This window comes from Ruegeria sp. B32 (assembly GCF_025141855.1).
Taxonomy (GTDB): domain Bacteria; phylum Pseudomonadota; class Alphaproteobacteria; order Rhodobacterales; family Rhodobacteraceae; genus Ruegeria; species Ruegeria arenilitoris.
In genome coordinates, this window is sequence record NZ_CP081106.1 from 720,222 (window position 1) to 740,616 (window position 20,395).

Sequence of the window (20,395 nt, forward strand, 5' to 3'; positions counted from 1 at the left end):
TTTCTGTCAAATTATCCAGTGAATTGGTAGGCTTGGCGGGGACAGTGCGTCGTTGCAGGGGGAATTGTTCGCACCTTGCAACGGGCCGCAGGGGGCAATCCCCCATTGGCCTGTGCAAATGCAAGGAACAGTCAGGCGACGTTTTGCAGATCGGCTTTGGGCGTAATCCCTAGGGCAAAACATACATCGCGGGTCAGTTCGGGGCGGTTCAGCGTATAAAAATGCAGCTTGTCCACGCCTTCGTCGATCAGGTCCGAACACAGCTCGGTGCACAGCGCGGTGGCCAACAGATCGTGCCGGTTGTCACGGATTGCTTTGTCAAAGGCCTGATCGACCCAGTCCGGCACCTGCGCGCCACAGCGTTTGGCAAATTTCTTGGCACCGGCCCAGTTCTCGATTGGCAGGATGCCCGGCACGATCGGCTTGTCGATCCCGGCCTTGGCGCAGGCATCGCGAAAGCGCAAAAAGGTTTCGGCCTCGAAGAAGAATTGCGTCAAAGCCTCGTCTGCGCCGGCGTCCAACTTGGCTTTCAACCAGTCGATGTCAGCCTGTGCATGTCGCGCTTCGGGGTGAATGTCGGGATAGGCACCGACGCGGATGGTGAAACTGCCGGTTTCCGCCAGTGCTGCTATCAATTCGACCGAGTGGGCGAACCCATCGGGATGCGGGACGAACCGTTCCTGCCCCTTGGGTGGGTCGCCGCGCAACGCAACGATGTCGGTGACGCCGGCCGCGGCAAAGCTGTCGGCAATGGCCAAGGTCTCGCTGCGTGAAGCGTCGACACATGTCAGATGGGCCGCGACTTTCAATCCCGAGGACTTGTGCAACGTCGCCACTGCATCGCGGGTCAATTCCCGGGTGGTGCCCCCCGCTCCATATGTGACCGAGACAAAACGGGGTGCCAGTGGCGCCAGTGTCTGAACCGTATCCCACAGGCGAAACGACGCTTCGAGCGTCTGAGGCGGAAAGAATTCGAAGGAAATCTCGGGCTGGGTCATGGCAGTCTCGCAGGTTGTGTTGCGGCTCTTGTGCCATGGAGTTCTTTGTGAGACAAACTCATATTATTCAAGAACAACATGAATGACGCGAAAGATGCATATCGAATTTCGACACCTGCGCACGATCAAAGCCATCCATGAATGTGGTGGGTTGGCCCGTGCGGCGGATCAACTGAACATCACGCAGTCTGCGCTCAGCCATCAGATCAAAGGGCTGGAGGATCAGGCCGGCGTCGAGCTGTTCCTGCGCCGGTCGAAACCGATGAAGCTGTCGGCCGCTGGGCTGCGCCTGTTGCGACTGGCCGAGCAGATCCTGCCGCAGGTCGAAGCGATGCAGGAGGAGTTTTCCTCGCTGCGCGACGGGCGTACGGGGCGGATGCACATCGCGATCGAATGCCACGCCTGTTTTGAATGGCTGTTCCCGGTGCTCGAGGCTTTCCGCAAGTCGTGGCCGGATGTCGATGTCGATATCCGGCCAGGGCTGGCCTTTGACGCGCTGCCCGCGCTGCAGAAGGAGGAGGTTGATCTGGTCGTCTCCTCGGACCCCGAAGACCTGCCGGGGGTCGAGTTCATCGAGCTGTTTGAATACAATCCTGTCTTTGTCGCCGCCTCGACCCACCCTCTGGCCGAGAAACAATATATCGAGGCCGAGGATTTTCGCGGTCAAACGCTGATCACCTATCCGGTCGAACGCACGAGGCTCGATATCTTCAGCCAGCTTCTCATCCCGGCCCGCGTGGAGCCTGCTGCGATCCGGAAAGTCGAGTTGACCGCCGTGATCCTGCTGCTTGTGGCGTCAAACCGTGGAATATCCGTTCTGCCCGACTGGGTGGTGCGCGAGGTCAAGTACAACTCGGACTATGTGACCCGTCCGCTGACCAAGGATGGCATCACGCGCCGGCTTTATGCCGCGGTGCGAACCGAGGACATGGAAAAACCCTTTGTGCAGGAATTGGTCAAGCTGGCCAGCCTAGAGGCGCGCAAGTTGCAGCAACAATAAGGTTTTGGCCACGCGGGAAACGGCATGCTGCTATGCGCATCATTCCTCTTGGCAAGGGGGCGTTGCGCCAGTATACGCGCGGTTTGACCGGACAGGAGCCTCGGAACTATGGTTGGCAGTGCAAATCTCAACATCATGATCAAGGCCGCGCGCAAAGCGGGCCGATCGCTGGTAAAAGACTTTCGCGAAGTCGAGAACCTGCAGGTGTCGATGAAGGGCGCGGGTGATTTCGTCTCGAAGGCCGACATTGCAGCCGAGAACATTCTGAAAGAAGAACTGCTGGGCGCGCGCCCCACCTACGGTTGGCTGGCCGAAGAAGGCGGCGTGATCGAGGGCGAAGACCCGACCCGGCGTTGGATCGTTGATCCTCTGGATGGAACGACCAATTTTCTTCACGGCCTGCCGCACTGGGCGGTTTCGATCGCACTTGAACACAAAGGCAAGATCGTCGCGGGTGTCATCTACGATCCCGCGAAGGACGAGATGTTCTTTGCCGAAAAGGGCGAGGGTGCCTGGATGAACGACATGCGTATCCGCGTGTCGAGCCGCAGCCGGATGATCGAATCGATCTTCTCGACCGGTTTGCCGTTTGGGGGCCGCTCGGACCTGCCCGCCACGTTGCAGGACCTGGCCCGTCTGATGCCCGCGTGCGCGGGTGTGCGTCGCTGGGGTGCAGCTGCGCTGGACATGGCCTATGTTGCCGCTGGCCGCTACGAAGGCTTCTGGGAGCGTCGCCTGAACGCCTGGGATATGGCCGCTGGCATCATCATCGTGAAAGAAGCGGGTGGGCTCGTTCAACCGTTGAACCCCGAAGGCAGCATTCTGTCCGACGGGGAAGTCATCTGCGCCAACGAACCGATTTTCGACCAGTTCGCCAAGGTGATCCGCGGCTGACCCGTCAAGACGGCGGCCGGAAACGACCTGAACCAATTTCTAAGATCGCGCGGCCGAATTGGCCGCGCGTTTTGTTTCAAAGGCGTACAGTACCCGCCAGGCCGGCCTCGGAGGCCAGCCGTGCAGCCACGGACGCCACGGCCAGGTCCTGCAACCCGACCCCGGTCCCATCGAACAGGGTGATCTGGTCAATCTCTGTTCGGCCGGGATGATCGCCATTGATCACCGCTCCAATCGGGGTGATGGCGTCAGGATCCAGCGCTCCCGAAGCCACGGCATGTTGCGCCTCACCTATGGTGACGGACTGGGCAACCTCGTCGGTGAAGACCTGAGCCGAAGCAACCAGTTCGGGGTCGACTTCCATCTTGCCCTTCGTGTCGGTGCCCATGCAGGCCAGATGCGTTCCGGGCTTGATCCAATCGCGCATCAACAACGGTTCGAACGCCGATGTGATCGTGATGATGACGTCGGCCTGTGCCCCCAGTTCCCGCTGCGAAACGGATTCGAAATCCAGTCCGATTTCCTTCGCGACGGCGGCCAGTTTCGGAAGCATTTCGGGATGGGGATTCCATGCCACCACCTTTTCGAAGTCGCGTTGCTCGGCGGCGGCGCGCAACTGAAAGGCCGATTGGTGGCCCGCGCCGACCATGCCAAGCACCTTGGCGTCCGTGCGGGCCAGGTGCGCAATCGACACTGCCGAGGACGCAGCCGTGCGGATAGCCGTAAGGTAGTTTCCTCCGACCAGCGCGGAAGGCTGCCCGGTATCGGGATCGAACAGGATGACGGTGGATTGGTGGTTGGTCAGCCCGCGATCGGCGTTTCCCGGCCAATAGCCACCAGATTTGACGCCCAGAACCAGGCCTTCGGCGTCAAAGCCGGATTTGAACCCATATACGGCGCCGGCATGACCCAGCCCTTCGCGGATGACGGGGAAGTTGCGCGCTCCGCCGCGTGCCATCGCTGAGAACACGTCTTGGATTGCGTCAAACGCCAGCTTGCGGTTGACCAGCTGCTCGCAGAGGTCTTCGCCAACGATCTGTATCAAATTGGTTTCAGCGTTCATCTCGTCCCTCATGATCAAAACGCCTTGCCGCGAGCAGAGACCGGCCACAGGGTCTCGACCCTTCCGTTGCGCACGCCGACATACCAGTCGTGCACGTTGCAGGTCGGATCGCAGTGCCCGGGGACCAGACGCAACTTGTCGTTCACCCGCAGCACGCCGTTGGGGTCGCCGATCACACCGTGTTCGTCCGAACATTTCAGGTATTCGACATCATCACGGCCAAAAATCACCGGCAAACCGCTGTCTATCGACTGTGCCTTGAGCCCTGCGTCACAGATCGCCTTTTCCGGTTTGGCGTGGCTCATGACGCTGGTCAGAATGAACAAGGCGTTTTCCCATTCGCCCTGATCGATCCTTTGGCCATTCCGGTCCAGAATCCGCCCATAGTCGGCATCCATGAACGCGTAGGACCCGCACTGCAATTCGTTGTAAACGCCAGAATTGCTTTCGAAATAATAGGATCCCGTCCCACCACCCGAAACCAGTTCGCACTCAATCCCGTCCGCCTTCAACCCGTCGACGGCGTCCCGCACCATGGCGATTGCTGCATCCAGTTTTTCCTTTCGCGCGTCATAGCTGTCGAGATGTTGCATCGCGCCCTGATAGGCTTGGAGGCCGGTGAACTTCAGGTTCGGTGCCGCCTCGACCGCGTGGGCGATGGCAATGACGTCAGCCGTACTGGTCACCCCACAGCGCCCCGCGCCGCAATCGATCTCGACCAGGATCTCCAGCTGCGTTCCGTGGGTCTGCGCCGCAGAGGACAGCTCGGGCACATTCTCGATGTCGTCAACGCAGACCAGCGTTCGCGCGCCCAGCTTCGGCAGCCGAGCCAAGCGGTCAATTTTGGCCGGATCGCGCACCTGGTTTGACACAAGGATGTCCTTGATCCCGCCACGCGCAAAAACCTCGGCCTCCGAGACCTTTTGACAGCACACGCCATTTGCGCCGCCCAGTTTTTCCTGCAGGCGCGCGACGTCCACAGACTTGTGCATCTTGCCATGCACCCGATGGCGCATGCCGTGCGCTTTGGCGTAGTCGCCCATCTTGCGGATGTTCCGCTCCAGCGCGTCGAGGTCCAGTATCAGGCAAGGAGTCTGGATATCGCTTTCATCCATGCCGATTGCTGCGGGGATGTCGAAGCCGACGTCCAATTGATCGATGTTCACGGGTCTGTTCATCCTTCTCCTCCTTGCCCGGCCAGCCAGGGCAGCTTGTCCAAATCCACATTGCCGCCGGTCAGGATCACGCCGACGCGTCTGCCTCGAAAAACCTCGGGGTTGTTGAGAATGGTTGCCAACGGAACGGCCGAAGATGGCTCAATCACCAGTCGCAGGTGTTTCCAGGCCAGTTTCATGGCCGCCACGATTTCGTCTTCGGAGGCCGTGAAGATGTCGGCAACGTTCCGCGACACGAAGTGCCAGGTGTTTTCCTTGAGCGGAACCAGAAGGCCATCGGCCACCGTCTTGGGTGCGTCGTCGGCGATGATCCGACCGGCTTTGAAAGATCGGTATGCGTCATCAGCCTGCTGAGGTTCCGCGGCATAGATCGCGGTGTCAGGGGCCAGATTCGATACTGTCAGGCACGTGCCCGAAACCATACCGCCGCCGCCGATCGGAGCGATAACGGCATCAAGCCCACCTGTTTGTTCCAGCATCTCGGCCGAGCATGTGGCCTGTCCTGCAATGACACGCGGATCGTTGTAGGGGTGCACGAATTCGCCACCCGTTTTGGCCTGCACCTGGGCAAAGGTCGCTTCGCGCGATGTTGTCGAAGGCTCACATTCGGTGATCGTGCCACCAAACCTGCGGACCGCGTCCTTTTTGGCCTGAGGTGCGGTGCGTGGCATGACGACGTTGCAGGGAATGCCCCGCCGACCGGCAGCATATGACAGGGACAGTGCATGGTTCCCGCTGGAGTGGGTGCAGACGCCGTTGCCGGCGATCTCGTCGGGCAATCCGAATACCGCATTGCAGGCGCCGCGAACCTTGAAGGCTCCGGCCTCTTGCAGGTTCTCGCACTTGAAAAAGAGCCGTGCGCCGGTTTGTGCGTTCAGATACTCCGACGACAGGACGGGTGTACGCCGGATATGTGGTTTGATCCGTTCATGCGCTGCGCGCATGTCGTCGATCGTCAGATCTGCAGCCGAAAGCGTGTCCAACATACCGATCTCCTCAAGCCGCAGCGCGCGAGCGGTTGGTGCCGTTTGCACGGAAGTATTCCTGCGCTGCCGCCACGCCGCTGCCCAGTTGTATCGGGTAGTTCAGATCGGCCATTGCCATCTCGATCGTGGCGAGGCCGGACAGAACCATGACGTCCGTCAGGCTGCCCAGGTGCCCGATGCGAAACGCCTTGCCGTTCAACTGCCCCAGGCCGATCCCGAAGGACACTCCATAGGTGTCATAGGCATGGTTAGTCAGGACATTGCTGTCGAACCCATCGGGTACATAGACTGCGCTGACAGTGTCCGAGTAGAGGTCCGGCGATTGAGCGACCAGGCTTAAGCCCCAGGCGCCGACGGCCCGGCGCACGCCCTCGGCCAGACGGAAGTGACGGGCGTAGACGTTGTCCAGACCTTCATCGAACAGAATCGACAGGCTTTCCTGCAGCCCGCAGATCAGTTGCAGCGGCGGCGTGTATGGAAACCCGCCCGAGGCATTGGCGTTCAACATGTCCCGAAAGTCGAAATAGGTTCGGGGCAGCCGCGCACCGTCCATCGCTGCCAGCGCCTTGGGGCTGACGCACAGGATTGCCATTCCAGCGGCCAGCATGAACCCCTTTTGCGATCCCGAAACCGCAATATCGACGCCCCAGCCATCGAATTCGAACGGCATCGAGGCCAGCGAACTGACGCAGTCGACCATCAGCAAAGCAGGGTGCGCCGAGGCATCCATCGCCGATCGGACCGACAGGATATCCGAGCGCACACCGGTGGCCGTTTCATTGTGCGTCACCAGAACCGCCCGGATGTCGTGGTTCCGGTCGTCGGCGAGGATCGACTGAAACCGATCGGCAGGTGCTCCGCTGCCCCAAGGGCAATCGATGACTTGCACATCCAGCCCATGCCGTTGGCAAAGGTCGATCCAGCGATGGCTGAATACGCCATGGCGGGCCACAAGAACCTTGTCGCCCGGGCTCAGTGTGTTGCTGATCGCAGCTTCCCACCCACCTGTGCCGCTGGATGGAAAGGTCACAATCTGACCCGTGGTCGACCGGAAGACCTGCTTGAGGCCCTCGAGTACCGGATCAAAGGCCTGAACGAAATCCGGCGCGCGGTGGTCAATGGTCTGGACCTGCATCGCGCGCAGGAGGCGATACGGGATATTCGTCGGGCCGGGAATGAAGACCGGGTTTTGGTTTGACATCATCATGTCCTCCGCTTTGCCCCAAGTCTGTCTCCGCGCCGGCGGTGATGCAATTTTCTTGAAAAATATTTTCATTATTTGGATAAAATGCGTAACCTGCCATAAACGCAGGATATTCACTTTCTCATTTCGCTGAGTGTTTGTGATCAGCTGAGAAAGCCAGACGGCCGTTCGGCCAAAATGAGGGGGAATCACAGTGTCAGCCCAAAAGCGGCCGCGCGGACGGCCCAAGTCGTTGTTCAAGGAAAGCTCGGCCGGAACCATGCAGGCGTTGGACCGTGCGCTGGGGGTTCTGACCGCGGTCGCACGGCTTGAACGCACCGCGCTCAGCGACCTCGCGCGTGAGATCGACGTGCCCACTGCAACCACGCATCGCATCCTGACGACCTTGCAAAAGCATGGGTTCGTCAGCTTCAGCGAAGAACGTCAGGAATGGATGATCGGAGTCGAAGCCTATCGCACAGGCGCTTCGTTTCTGCGGCACAACAGCGTTGTCGAGATCGGCCGGTCAGTTCTTCGGCGCCTTATGCAGGACAGCGGAGAAACTGCGAACCTGGCAGTTCCCGACGGGTCGGAAGTGGTGTTTGTCGGGCAAGTCGAGACATCGAACCCGATCCGGGCGTTCTTTCCGCCGGGCGCGCGCACACCGATGTATGCCTCGGGTGCGGGCAAAGCGATCCTGGCGGCCATGACCGAGGCATCCCGGGCCAAGGTGTTGGCGGACACCAAGCTTGTGCCGTATACGCCCAATACTTGCGCCACATTGGATACCTTGCGCGAGGATCTGACCGAAACGCGGCAGCGCGGATGGTCTTATGATCGAGAGGAGCGCCACTCGGGCATGTCTTGCATCGGAGCCGCGATCTTCAACGACAAGCAGGAACCTTGCGCCGGAATCTCTGTCTCGGGGCCGACCGCGCGATTCAATCCGGACCGGGCACCCGAGCTTGCCGCCCACGTCGTTCAGGCTGCGCAAGAGATCACGCGGCTGAGCGGTGGTCAAACTCCGGATCAGTCAGGCCGATCAGAGGGGTGATTGACCCCGTCGTTCCAGGGAATCGGCCCGTGGGTTCTGGGGTTTCCGCCCTCGATGCAGCCAAGGTTGACGCCGCACTCCCCCGGATCCGAGCGTCTTTGGTGATAAACGTATATCCCGCAAGTCTTGCAGAAATAGTGTTTCGCCGTATGCGTTCCCCACGTGTAGAGGCTCAGGTTCTCGGCGCCTTCAAGAATGCGCAGGCTCTCGGTCGTGGCCGTCACGGCGGCGGCCCCGCGGCGGATGCAGAAAGAACAGTCGCATCGGGCAGCCGTGGACAGGCCACCGGGGAACTCCGCCTCGATCTTCACGGCGCCGCAATGACAGGTGGCGGTCATTTGGCTCATCGGCGTGGCACTCTTGGTATGCGGGACTGGCTGAGCTTGTAGCGGTGTTCGGGATGCGGCGGGTGACCGTGGGTGCGGTTCCAATAAGCTGGTCCGCCCCGTTTCAGCCACATGGGGATGCACAGAATCAATCCGATCACGAAACCGCCCGTATGCGCCCAATAGGCCACACCGCCTGCGTCAGGGTTGCTGGACACGCTGCCAAGGAACTGCATGCCCAGCCAGACGCCCAGCATCACGAAGGCCGGGATGGTGAAGACCCGGAAGTAGATGATCAGAATCAGCAGGATATCGACGCGCGCCTTTGGGAACATCAGCAGGTACCCACCCATCACGGCCGCAATTGCGCCGGACGCGCCGATGGTGGGAACCAACGACCCGGGAGCCGTAACGATATGGACCAGCCCGGCGCCGATACCCGCGACCATGTAGAACAGCAGGAAGGGCAGGTGGCCCATCTCGTCCTCCATGTTGTCGCCGAAGATCCACAGGAACAGCATGTTGCCGATCAGGTGCATCCAGCCGCCATGCAGGAACATCGACGTCACCAACGTCTCGAGCGCCACGCCGTCGCTGATGCGGGCGGGGATGATCGCATAGTCGAAATAGAACCGGTTGATCAGCCGGGCGTCGTCCATGATTCCGACATAGCTGAGGAAAATCAGGACATTCGCCGCGATTAGCGCATAGACGACATAGGGCGTCCGCCCAGAAGGGTTGTGGTCTCGAATTGGAAACATGGGGGGACGCTGGGCTTTTCCCGGCCCAGCGTCAAGTCAGCTTATGCCGCACCGCCCAGAAGTGCGGCGTTTCCTCCGGCGGCCGTGGTGTCGACGCAGACATGGCGCTCAGCCATCACCCGCGCCCGGTCGGGCAAGCCGGGGATCAGCGGCAGGATGGGGCCGTCTCGCCGCGCCAGATGGCGCTCGATCTGGCGCGCGGTGTCCGCGTCGCCCCACCACAGAACCCCCGATATTCCTGGCAGGTTCTCAAGCCGGTGCAGGTCAAGCGCGCCCTCTGTCCGAACCGCGGTGCCGCCAAGGGCGAGAATGGCGTCTGCCTGTGCCTTGGCCGCCTCGGGACCGGGGCCCAGGCACAGGAACGGCGCGCGGGGAAACTCGGTCAGCCGGTTCGATTCCCCGGTCGGTCCGGGCATCGAGCGGGTCGTCGGCGCGGCAGGCTGCCCGATCGGTGCGGGCAGGTCGGAGGGCGCGGACCATTCCGCGGCCACGACCTGTCGGTCCGGGGCGCAGAAACGGGCCAGATAGTTCGGGCCGCCCGCCTTGGGGCCGGTGCCGGACAGGCCTTCGCCGCCGAAAGGCTGCGAGCCGACGATCGCGCCGATCTGGTTACGGTTCACATAAATATTTCCGGCGTGGATCGCCTCGGTCACGTGCTGTACGCGGTCGTCGATTCGAGTGTGCAGGCCGAAGGTCAGGCCGTAGCCGGTGGCGTTGATGTCGGCGATCACCTGGTCGATCTCGTGTGATTTGAACCGGGCGACATGCAGGACAGGGCCAAAGATCTCGCGTTCCAGCGCATTTATACCGGGGACCTCGATCAGCGTTGGCGCCACGAAGATCCCCTCGGGCGGCAGCGCCAGCTCCTTCAAAACACGACCCTCGGAGCGGGCCTTGGTAACGTGGTCCGCGATGCCCAGACGGGCCTGTTCGTCGATCACCGGGCCGCAATCGGTCGAGAGCAGCCACGGATCGCCCACCGACAGGGCGTCCATCGCGCCCTTGAGCATGGTCAGCACGTCATCGGCGATGTCGTCCTGCAGATACAGGCAGCGCAGGGCGGAACAGCGCTGGCCCGCCGACTGGAAGGCGCTTTCGATGATCGACTGCACGGCCTGTTCGGGCAGGGCGGTGCTGTCCACGATCATCGCGTTCAACCCGCCGGTTTCCGCGATCAGCGGCGTGCCGGGTTTGAGGTTCTGGGCCATCGCGGCGCGGATTTTCAAGGCGGTCGCGGTCGAGCCGGTGAAGGCCACGCCGGAAACCCGCGGGTCCGAGGTCAGCGCGGCGCCCACCGATGGCCCGCCCGGCAGCAATTGCAGCGCGTCGCGCGGTACTCCGGCCTGGTGCAGCAGCTGCACGGCGCGGTGGGCGATCAACGGAGTCTGCGGCGCGGGCTTGGCCAGAACCGCATTGCCTACGGCGAGCGCAGCCGAGATCTGCCCGGTGAAAATCGCCAGAGGGAAGTTCCACGGGCTGATGCAGGTGAAGGTGCCCGCAGGCGCGCCCTCGGGGATGTTGGCGGCGTAGTAGCGCAAGAAGTCCACCGCCTCGCGCAGTTCGGCCACCGCGTCGGGCAGTGATTTGCCGGCCTCACGCGCCAGAAGGGCGAAGAGCTCACCGTAGTTGGCCTCGTAGAGGTCGGCGGCGGCATTAAGGATGCGGCCGCGCTCGGCCGCTGAAGCCTGCCACGGAGCAGCTGCGGCCAGCGCCAGTTCCACATCCGCGGCGCTGGCCGGCGCGACCGCGCCTGGCCGGTCCTCGGTCAGGGCGGGGTTGATGACAGGTTCCTCGGCCTCGGGCGCTGCGTCACCGGCCAGCAGGGGCTGCGCGAACCAGTGATGTGCGCGAAAGGCGTCGCGGGCGGCATCGATCCGGTCCAGTGTCGGTGTGTGATGCAGGTCGAACCCCTGCGAGTTTGGTCTTTCAGGTTGAAACAGTTCGGGGCCGGTTGGGATGTGGCGTGCAGGTTTCTGAACGGCCTCGAACGGATCGGCGGCCACCACTTTGGGGGCCACGTTTTCGTCCACGATCTGGTTGACGAACGAGCTGTTGGCGCCGTTTTCCAGCAGCCGCCGCACCAGATAGGCCAGCAGGTCGCGATGCGCGCCAACCGGCGCGTAGATGCGGCAGCGTGTATTGTGTTGTTCCTTGACGATCTGGTGCAGGGTCTCGCCCATGCCGTGCAGGCGCTGGAACTCGAAGGGTTGACCCTCGGCCATGTGCAGGATCGCACTGACCGTGTGGGCGTTGTGGGTCGCGAACTGAGGATAGATCCGGTCGGTCATGCCCAAGAGCTTGCGGGCATTGGCGATGTAAGAGATGTCGGTTGCCGCCTTGTTGGTGAAGACCGGGAAGCCGTCGACGCCCTCGACCTGCGCGCGCTTGATCTCGGTGTCCCAGTAGGCGCCTTTGACCAGACGCACCATCAGCTTGCGGTCATACCGCTCGGCCATGTCATAGAGCGTGTCCAGCACCAGCCCGGCACGCGGCCCATAGGCCTGCACCACCACGCCGAACCCGTCCCATCCGGCCAGCGCTGGCTCGGACAGCACCGCCTCAATCACCTGCAGCGACAGAGACAGGCGGTCAGCCTCTTCGGCGTCCACGTTCAGGCCCATGCCGGCCGCCTTGGCCAGCAGGGCCAGCGCCCGCAGGCGCGGTACCAGCTCGTCCATCACGCGCTGTTCCTGGGCAACCTCATAGCGCGGATGCAGCGCCGACAGCTTGACCGAGATGCCGGGATTGGCGCGGATGTCGTCCTGCGTGCAGGCATCGGCAATCGCCGCGATGGCACGGGAATAGGAAAGGTGATAGCGCGCGGCATCCGCCTCGGTGCGGGCGGCCTCGCCCAGCATGTCGTAGGAATAGGTGTAGCCCTTGGCCTCCATCCCGGCGGCGCGTTTCATGGCGGACTGGATGGTCTCACCGAGAACGAACTGCCGGCCCATTTCCTTCATCGCGCGCCCGACAGCGGTGCGGATCACCGGCTCGCCCAGCCGCTTGATGGCGCCGCGCAGGGCGCTGACCGGCGAGGCCTTGCCCTCGTCCAGAACCTTGCCCGTCAGCATCAGCGCCCAGGTCGAGGCGTTGACCAGCGACGACGAGGAGTGGCCCAAGTGTTTGCCCCAGTCCGAGGGCGCGATCTTGTCCTCGATCAGCGCGTCGATCGTGTCGGCGTCGGGAACACGCAACAGTGCCTCCGCCAGACACATCAGGGCGATGCCTTCATCGGTCGACAGGCCGTATTCCGCCAGAAACACTTCCATCAGCCCCGGCGATGTGCTGGACCGGATGTCGCGCACCAGTTGCGCAGCCGCCTCGCAGATGGCGGTGCGGTCGGCTTGGGTCAGGGCGGCCTGATCGGTCAGGGATTTCAGCAACGCGGTCTGGTCCGCGTAGGTCATGGAATCGATGGTGTGGCGCAGGTTGTGAGTCATGTGTCCTCCGGTCTTTCACGCAGTATACTTGCGATTTTGCGGGACAACGGACCGAAAATGACATATCGGGCACCCGATGTCCTGAATTTTGGATGAAATGCCATGCGAAAAGACTTTCCGGGTTTGGACCGGTTCGACCGCGCGATTCTGTCCATCGTGGCCGAGGACGGGCGGATCTCGGTCGCTGATCTGGCCCGGCGGATCGGGCTGTCGAAATCGCCGACACAGGCGCGGTTGAAACGGCTCGAGTCCGAGGGGATCATCACCGGCTACCGGGCGATGCTGGACCCGATCCGCCTGGGGCTGGACCATGTGGCATTTGTCGAGGTGCGCCTGACCGACACGCGGGAAAAGGCGCTGGCTGAATTCAACGCTGCTGTCCGCAAAGTGCCCGAGATCGAACAGGCGCACATGATCGCGTCGAATTTCGACTATCTGCTGAAGGTGCGGACCGGGTCGATGACGGAATATCGCGCGGTTCTGGCCGAAAAGATTTCGTCGCTGCCGCATGTGGCTAGCACCTCGACCTTCGTGGCGATGGAGGCGGTGAAAGAGACCGGTCTGGCCGATGCCATCGATGGCGCGGGTTGACGAAAGGGCGATCCGCGTCACTATAGAAGTATGAGACACCTACTTCTTTCAGCATTTCTGAGCGCAGGCGTTGCGATCCCGGCATTTGCTGAGACCTGTCCGCCTGCACCCGATCACGCCGCCCGGCTGGGTGAACTTATCGGTCAGATCCAGCAGGCCGAGACCGAGATGGCCGCCCGCGAGATCTCGAACCAGATGTGGGAGTTGTGGGCCGACGCACCTGACGAGGCCGCGCAGACCGTATTGGATCAGGGCATGTCCAGACGAAAAGCTTGGGATCTGTTGGGGGCGCTGCAGGATTTCGACCGTTTGATTGCGTACTGCCCCGAGTATGCCGAGGGCTACAACCAGCGCGCATTCGTGAATTTCCTGCGTCAGGATTTTGAATCGGCCCTGACCGATCTGGACCGCGCACTGAAACTGTCGCCGAACCATATCGCAGCGATGAGCGGTCGGGCGCTGACCCTCATGGGTCTGCAGAGAATGGAAGAAGCCCGCATTGCTCTGGCAGAGGCGCTTGAACTGAACCCTTGGCTGCCCGAGCGTCACCTTGCGGCCGATGGTGGGCCTTTGGCGATGCCCGGCCAAGATCTCTGAATAGCGCTGCCACCCCCGAAGCTTCGCCGGGGGTGATCGCTGAGGTAAGACGGTTCAGCCGACCAGTCCGTTGTCCTTGCGTTTGATCGCGATGATCGAGGAACGCGGCGTGCCCCCATCTGGCCAGGATCCACCGGGGTGCTGGATGCCTACGAACATGGTCCGGCGGTCGGCCGACCATGTCAGGCCGGTCACCTCGCAGCCGTTCGGGCCGGTCATGAAGCGAACGATTTCACCCGTGATTGGGTCGCCGGCCAGCATCTGGTTGTTGCCATGGCCTGCAAAATCGCCTTCGTTGTCGTCGTTCCCGTCGGTCTGGATCCAGACCACGCCGGTGCTGTCGATCATCATCCCGTCGGGCGAGTTGAACAGGTTGCCTTCGTTTACATTCTCGGACCCGGCATACGCATCGGAATGCACTGTCGGGTTGCCGGCCATGACGTACAGATCCCACTGAAACGAGGTTTCTGCATGATCCTGGTTGGCTGGTCGCCAGCGAACAATCTGCCCGTATTTGTTGGCCTCCCGAGGGTTGGGGCCATTGACCGAAGTATCATCGCCACCCGCGTTGGGTTTGACGCCACGGTTCTTGTTGTTGGTCAGGCAGCAATAGGCCTCGGCAAGAACCGGGCTGGTTGCAACCCATTCCGGTCGGTCCATCGTGGTTCCACCGGCCTCAGATGCAGCGATGCGGGCAAAGATCAGAATCTCGGCCTCGTCCATGCCAGTGGTTTCCGGCGTCAGCGGCACCCATTCACCGGACATATCGTCGTTGAACTTGGCCACATACAGCGTGCCGTCATCCAGCAGACCTTCGGTATCCCCGCCGGGGGTGTAGACGCCGTTCGAGACGAATTTGTACAGGTATTCGCCCCGCTCATCATCGCCCATATAGACGACAATGCGACCATCCTTGGCCAGCTCGACCGCGGCGTTTTCATGTTTGAACCGCCCAAGTCCGGTATGTTTGACCGGGGTGCTGTTGGGATCGGTCGGGTCGATTTCGACCACCCAGCCGACGCGATGTGGTTCGTTCGGGTTCTTCGAAGTGTCAAACCGTGGATCGAACAACTCGTACCCGTTCCAGCTTTCGGCCTTGATGCCGTATCGCTTGAAGCGATCCGCGACCTTTGGAGTATATGTCGCGCTTTCGTTGCTGGAGCCGAAGTAGCCGTTGAAGTTCTCTTCGCAGGTCAGGTAGGTGCCCCAAGGTGTCTTGCCCGACCCGCAATTGTTCATGGTGCCCAGCGACGTCGTGCCGGTCGAATCGGCCTCGGTCTTTAGCAGGTCGTGGCCAGCTGCTGGCCCCACGATCTTCATGGGGGTGTTGTGGTGAATGCGGCGATTGAAAGGGCTGTCCTTGACCACGGTCCAGCCATCCGGGGTTTCGGCAATTTCCATCACCGTCACACCCTGCAGGTTCTGCAACTTTCGAACGTCATCCGCGTTTGCGGGCACACCTTCCTGCGCTGCGGGCAGGTTGATTTTGCGATTGGGATACTCGTGATTGATGGCGATCAACTGGTGTCCTTGGAACGAGAAGGTCTCCATACCATCAGTGTTTTCGCCAAAAACCTTGTCCGAGTTCTCGACCGGTCCACCATCGGTGATGTCATACCCGTCAGCCTCGGAGAACAGCGGATCGCCCCAGCGCATGAGGACTTTCCATTCATACCCCTCGGGGACATGCACGGTGCCATCGGTCTGGGCCGCGATCGGAGTGAAGGCAAAACGAGAAGCGGTCTGTGCGTGGGCTGAGGTCGACCCCAGCAGACCGCTGCCCATGGCCGCAGCGCCCGACCCGAAAGCCAACACTCCGCCCAGAAAGCCGCGTCGCGACAGGGCACTTTCGACGACGCGGTCAAAGTCGTTTTCGTCTGGGCGGGGGAAATGCAGTTCGTCCCAGTCGTCGGCGGAAAGGGTGGCTGGATCAACGTCTTTCATTGGATGATTCCTCGCTGTCGGAATGAATTTGTGAAACGGATTTAGGAACTGATTGTTACAGGTACTTAACAACCCCATTAACCGTTTGGGGCGGTACACACGCTAGGCAGGTTTTCGCGAACGGCAAGCACTGCAATCGCATGCTGCGCCAGTGCGCGACCCCAAAACAAGTGCAATTCAGAGCTATGGGCGGTTGGCCGCGCAGCCCGCTCTGTGTGATCCTAGGCTGGCAGTCGCAAAAGCGATGCGTAGGTGGATTTCGGTTCTTGACGACGGCCCGGGCATGGACTACTCAGCCCTTCACCAAGCGGGTATAGCTTAATGGTAAAGCCCCTGCCTTCCAAGCAGGCTATGTCGGTTCGATTCCGTCTACCCGCTCCAAACTCTCCGGAATAAGTTGCGTCAAAAAGCCCTTGTCGGGGTGCTATTGCGCGCAGTCTCCTTGACCCGGCGCGCCTGCGCCGCCAAGAAGCCATATCGCGAGTCCCAGAAGGTAAAAAGGGTCAGGCATGGCAAGAACACGCTCCGCCAACCAAGCAAACGTGCAGGCGCCCGGTGCTCATGAAGATCGACCCGGATCCCGAAAGCTGGGCGTGCTGACCTCTTTGTGGCCGTTCATGAAGCCTTATCGGCTGCTGATGCTTGGGGCGACGCTGGCGCTGGTTCTGACGGCCAGCATGACCCTGACCTTGCCTTTGGCGGTGCGGCGCGTGGTCGACAACTTCCGCATCGAAGACGGTGAACTGCTCGATTGGTATTTCCTGGCGGCTCTGGGCATCGCGGCGGTTCTGGCGGTGGGAACGGGTATCCGGTACATGCTGGTGACCCGGTTGGGCGAGCGGGTCGTGGCTGACATCCGCAAGGCAGTCTTTGACCGCGTCATCGGCATGAGCCCCGCCTTCTACGAACGCATCATGACCGGTGAGGTCCTGAGCCGTATCACCACCGACACCACGCTGATCCAATCCGTTCTGGGCTCGTCAGTGTCGATCGCATTGCGGAATTTCCTGATGTTCATCGGCGGGCTTGTGCTGATGTTGCTGACCTCGGCCAAGCTGACCGGGCTGGTTCTGCTGCTGATCCCGGTGGTGGTGGTGCCGATCCTGGTTCTCGGGCGTCGGCTGAGGGTCATCAGCCGCGAAAACCAGGATTGGATCGCCGCCTCGTCGGGCAATGCAGGCGAGGCGCTGGGCGCCGTTCAGACCGTACAGGCGTTCACCCATGAGGACGCCAGCCGCCGCCAGTTCGGTGACATGACCGAGACCTCGTACCATGTGTCCCTGCGCCGTATTCAGACCCGGGCGGTTCTGACCGTGATCGTGATCTTTCTGGTGTTCTCGGGGATCGTCGGCGTTTTGTGGATGGGGGCGAACGATGTGCGCAACGGCGTGATGACCGAAGGCGTGCTGATCCAGTTCGTGATCTATTCGATCATCATGGCCGGGTCCGTGGCCGCCCTTTCGGAAATCTGGAGCGAGCTGCAGCGTGCCGCAGGCGCCACCGAGCGGCTGGTCGAGTTGCTGAACACCGAAGATACGGTCAACGACTCGGCACAACCCAAGGCGCTGCCGCAGCCGGTCAAGGGACAGATCACCTTTGACAACGTGACCTTCCGCTACCCGGCCCGGCCCGACGTTCTGGCGCTGGACGACCTGTCGCTGACCGTGCACCCGGGCGAGACCGTCGCCTTCGTCGGACCCTCGGGCGCGGGCAAGACGACCGTGATCCAGTTGATCCAGCGGTTCTACGACCCCGAGGCCGGTCAGGTCAGCCTGGACGGGATCGATCTGCGCGACATGCGCCGGGCGGATTTCCGGCAGCACATGGCGCTGGTGCCGCAGGACCCGGTGATCTTTGCGGCCTCGGCGCGCGAGAACATCCGGTTCGGACGGCTGGACGCCTCGGATGCCGAGGTCGAGGCCGCGGCCCGTGCCGCCGCTGCGCATGACTTCATCTCGGCCCTGCCCGAAGGCTATGACAGTTTCGTCGGCGAACGCGGCGTGATGCTGTCGGGCGGTCAGAAACAGCGCATCGCCATCGCGCGGGCGATTTTGCGCGACGCTCCGGTTCTGCTGCTGGACGAAGCCACCTCGGCGCTGGACGCCGAGAGCGAGCGCGCCGTTCAGGCCGCCGTTGACCAAATGCGCGCCGGGCGCACCACCCTGATCGTGGCGCACCGTCTGGCCACCGTGAAAAAGGCCGATCGCATCGTGGTGATGGAGAACGGCCGGATCGTGGCGCAGGGCACCCATGACGATCTGGTGGCGCAAGATGGGCTTTATGCGCGTCTGGCGCGTCTCCAGTTCACCGATGGTGTGGCCGCCGAGTGAAGTGACGCGCGGGCATTTCGCGAACCGCCGTAGCGTCATTCTACTTTTTCCCCTTGCCCGAGGGTAAGCCCTCGCTTGCGCAGGGCTGCATTTGCTTACATCTTGGACGCAAGACAGCCTGCAAAAATGCAGGGTAAAAAAGGGGAGGAACCACATGGCCTTTGTGGGCAAGGAAGACAAACTGAGAATGGAGCAGGAAATGCCGTGGGAGGACCGCGATGTCCCCGTCACGTTCCATCAACTGCTCTCGCGGACGGCCACCAAGTTCCCGGATCGCAACGCGATCAGTTTCCAGATCCTGTCCGGCCCCAAGGACAAGGCCGAAACCCTGACATGGTCGCAACTGCTGGCCATGACGAACCAGGCGGCCAACCTGTTCCGCTCTTTGGGGGTCAAGGAAAACGACGTGGTGGCCTATGTGCTGCCCAACTGCAACGAGACGCTGGTCACCATGATGGGCGGCGCGGTGGCCGGGATCGTGAACCCGATCAACCCGCTGCTTGAACCAGAGCAGATCGCGTCGATCCTGCGTGAGACCAAGGCCAAGGTCGTGGTCACGCTGAAGCCATTCCCGAAAACGGACGTCGCGCAGAAGGTCGCCGAGGCCGTGCGCCACGCGCCGGGTGTCAACACCGTGTTGGAGATTGACCTGAACCGGTACCTGACGCCGCCGAAATCGTGGATCGTGCCTTTGGTCCGGCCCAAGATGGCCGACAAAGAGCATCTGGCCCACGCCGATTATCTGGATTTCAACAAGGAACTGGCGAAGCAACCCACCACGCTGACCTTCGAGGACAGCAAAGAGGACCGGGTTGCCTGCTATTTCCATACCGGCGGCACCACAGGTATGCCCAAGGTCGCGCAGCACAAATATTCCGGCATGATCTACAATGGGTGGCTGGGCCACACGCTGCTGTTCTCGGAAGAGGACGTGATCATGTGCCCGCTGCCGATGTTCCACGTCTTTGCCTGCCATGTGATCGTGATGGCGGCGGTGTCGTCGGGCGCCCATGTGGTGTTCCCGACCCCCGCCGGGTATCGCGGCGACGGCGTGTTCGACAACTTCTGGAAGCTGATCGAACGTTGGAAGGTGTCGTTCATCATCACCGTGCCCACGGCGATCTCGGCCAAGATGCAGCGCCCGGTGGATGCCGACATCTCGACCGTCAAGACGGCCTTCTCGGGTTCGGCTCCGCTGCCGGTCGAACTGTTCCGCCGGTTCGAGAAAGCGACCGGTGTGACCATCGTCGAAGGTTATGGCCTGACCGAGGCCACCTGCCTGGTGTCCTGCAACCCGGTGGATGGCGAGAAGAAGATCGGCTCGATCGGGATTCCGTTCCCGTACACCGACGTCAAGATCCTGCGCGACAGCCCCGACGGGCCCAAGGAATGCGCGGTGGACGAAGTGGGCGAAATCTGCGTGTCGAACCCGGGTGTCTATGCCGGGAACACCTATACCGAGGAGGACAAAAACGTCGATCTCTACTATTTCGACAAGTACCTGCGCACCGGCGACCTGGGACGGTTCGATGCGGACGGGTATCTGTGGATCACGGGCCGGGCCAAGGATCTGATCATTCGCGGCGGCCACAATATCGACCCGGCCGAGATCGAAGAGGCCTTGCTGGGCCATGACGCGGTGGCCTTTGCCGGCGCCATCGGCCAGCCCGACGCCCATGCGGGCGAGGTTCCCTGTGCCTTTGTCGAACTGGTCGAAGGCGCCAGCGTGACCGAGGAAGAACTGCTGGAATACTGCAAGGTGCACGTGCACGAACGCGCGGCGCATCCCAAGCACATGACCATCCTGCCCGAGCTGCCGAAGACGGCGGTGGGCAAGGTCTTCAAGCCGGAACTGCGAAAACAGGCGATCACGCGGGTCTACAACCAGGCGTTGGAAACCGCCGGCGTTGCGGCGCGGGTCGTGTCGGTCATAGACGACAAAAAGCGCGGCCTTGTCGCGCAGCTTGACGCGAACGGCGCATCCGAGGACGATGTGAACCAAGTGCTGGGCAACTTCACCCGGCCGTGGGAGTGGGCCGACTGATCCGGAGGG

General features: G+C 61.8%; 16 protein-coding genes and 1 tRNA gene. 8 read left to right on the plus strand and 9 right to left on the minus strand.

The annotated features are described in order from the left end of the window. Positions 1 to 131 precede the first annotated feature (131 nt). On the minus strand, positions 132 to 998 hold the full coding sequence (gene metF / locus K3752_RS03800; protein ID WP_260065071.1) for a methylenetetrahydrofolate reductase [NAD(P)H]: 867 nt from the start codon (positions 996 to 998) through the stop codon (positions 132 to 134). A 94-nt stretch (positions 999 to 1,092) separates the two neighbouring features. Here metF and K3752_RS03805 point away from each other — a divergent pair, with 94 nt between their 5' ends. Beyond that, on the plus strand, positions 1,093 to 1,998 hold the full coding sequence (locus K3752_RS03805) for a LysR family transcriptional regulator (protein ID WP_260066251.1): 906 nt from the start codon (positions 1,093 to 1,095) through the stop codon (positions 1,996 to 1,998). Positions 1,999 to 2,106: 108 nt separating this feature from the next. Continuing rightward, on the plus strand, positions 2,107 to 2,892 hold the full coding sequence (locus tag K3752_RS03810) for an inositol monophosphatase family protein (protein WP_260065073.1): 786 nt from the start codon (positions 2,107 to 2,109) through the stop codon (positions 2,890 to 2,892). A gap of 76 nt (positions 2,893 to 2,968) precedes the next feature. On the opposite strand, the gene bhcD is transcribed toward K3752_RS03810, so the two are convergent. From bhcD to bhcA, 4 genes are read right to left on the minus strand one after another with little or no spacing between them, the layout of a single operon-like run. Then, entirely contained in the window at positions 2,969 to 3,955 is a 987-nt protein-coding gene (gene bhcD / locus K3752_RS03815; RefSeq protein ID WP_217372116.1) for an iminosuccinate reductase BhcD, read from the minus strand. Positions 3,956 to 3,969: 14 nt separating this feature from the next. Beyond that, positions 3,970 to 5,133 (minus strand): 3-hydroxy-D-aspartate aldolase BhcC, encoded by a 1,164-nt coding sequence (bhcC, locus tag K3752_RS03820; protein WP_260065074.1) that lies wholly within the window; start codon positions 5,131 to 5,133, stop codon positions 3,970 to 3,972. After that, positions 5,130 to 6,116, minus strand: a complete 987-nt coding sequence (gene bhcB / locus K3752_RS03825) for a beta-hydroxyaspartate dehydratase BhcB (RefSeq protein ID WP_170460394.1) — start codon at positions 6,114 to 6,116, stop codon at positions 5,130 to 5,132. Before bhcB ends, bhcC begins: the two co-directional genes overlap by 4 nt. A 10-nt stretch (positions 6,117 to 6,126) precedes the next feature. Further along, complete coding sequence (gene bhcA / locus K3752_RS03830; RefSeq protein ID WP_260065075.1) at positions 6,127 to 7,317, minus strand: L-aspartate--glyoxylate aminotransferase BhcA; 1,191 nt, start codon at positions 7,315 to 7,317, stop codon at positions 6,127 to 6,129. A gap of 196 nt (positions 7,318 to 7,513) precedes the next feature. On the opposite strand from bhcA, the gene K3752_RS03835 reads away from it, so the two are divergent. Continuing rightward, complete coding sequence (locus K3752_RS03835; protein WP_260065077.1) at positions 7,514 to 8,353, plus strand: IclR family transcriptional regulator; 840 nt, start codon at positions 7,514 to 7,516, stop codon at positions 8,351 to 8,353. On the opposite strand, the gene K3752_RS03840 is transcribed toward K3752_RS03835, so the two are convergent. The 3 genes from K3752_RS03840 to putA are packed head-to-tail and all read right to left on the minus strand — an operon-like array spanning position 8,329 to position 12,880. Next, a complete protein-coding gene (locus tag K3752_RS03840; RefSeq protein ID WP_260065078.1) occupies positions 8,329 to 8,700 on the minus strand; it encodes a GFA family protein in 372 nt (123 codons plus the stop codon). The genes K3752_RS03835 and K3752_RS03840 overlap by 25 nt on opposite strands. Further along, positions 8,697 to 9,440 (minus strand): rhomboid family intramembrane serine protease, encoded by a 744-nt coding sequence (locus K3752_RS03845; RefSeq protein WP_260065080.1) that lies wholly within the window; start codon positions 9,438 to 9,440, stop codon positions 8,697 to 8,699. Before K3752_RS03845 ends, K3752_RS03840 begins: the two co-directional genes overlap by 4 nt. A gap of 41 nt (positions 9,441 to 9,481) precedes the next feature. Then, positions 9,482 to 12,880 carry a bifunctional proline dehydrogenase/L-glutamate gamma-semialdehyde dehydrogenase PutA gene (putA, locus tag K3752_RS03850; RefSeq protein WP_260065082.1) on the minus strand — a complete coding sequence of 1,133 codons (3,399 nt, stop codon included), beginning with the start codon at positions 12,878 to 12,880 and terminating at the stop codon, positions 9,482 to 9,484. A gap of 102 nt (positions 12,881 to 12,982) precedes the next feature. Between putA and K3752_RS03855 the strand changes: the two genes are divergently transcribed. Together K3752_RS03855 and K3752_RS03860 are read left to right on the plus strand one after the other, a co-directional pair. Beyond that, entirely contained in the window at positions 12,983 to 13,471 is a 489-nt protein-coding gene (locus K3752_RS03855; protein WP_093964720.1) for an Lrp/AsnC family transcriptional regulator, read from the plus strand. Positions 13,472 to 13,501: 30 nt separating this feature from the next. Next, on the plus strand, positions 13,502 to 14,068 hold the full coding sequence (locus K3752_RS03860) for a tetratricopeptide repeat protein (protein ID WP_260065084.1): 567 nt from the start codon (positions 13,502 to 13,504) through the stop codon (positions 14,066 to 14,068). A gap of 54 nt (positions 14,069 to 14,122) precedes the next feature. Here the strand turns inward: K3752_RS03860 and K3752_RS03865 are convergent, their stop codons facing one another. Further along, positions 14,123 to 16,012, minus strand: a complete 1,890-nt coding sequence (locus K3752_RS03865) for a PhoX family phosphatase (RefSeq protein ID WP_260065085.1) — start codon at positions 16,010 to 16,012, stop codon at positions 14,123 to 14,125. Between the two features lie 307 nt (positions 16,013 to 16,319). Between K3752_RS03865 and K3752_RS03870 the strand changes: the two genes are divergently transcribed. From K3752_RS03870 to K3752_RS03880, 3 genes are all read left to right on the plus strand, one after another. Next, positions 16,320 to 16,393, plus strand: a tRNA-Gly gene (locus tag K3752_RS03870). 128 nt (positions 16,394 to 16,521) lie between these two features. Further along, complete coding sequence (locus K3752_RS03875) at positions 16,522 to 18,342, plus strand: ABC transporter transmembrane domain-containing protein (protein WP_260065086.1); 1,821 nt, start codon at positions 16,522 to 16,524, stop codon at positions 18,340 to 18,342. 154 nt (positions 18,343 to 18,496) lie between these two features. Further along, a complete protein-coding gene (locus tag K3752_RS03880; RefSeq protein ID WP_260065087.1) occupies positions 18,497 to 20,386 on the plus strand; it encodes an acyl-CoA synthetase in 1,890 nt (629 codons plus the stop codon). Positions 20,387 to 20,395: the final 9 nt, after the last annotated feature.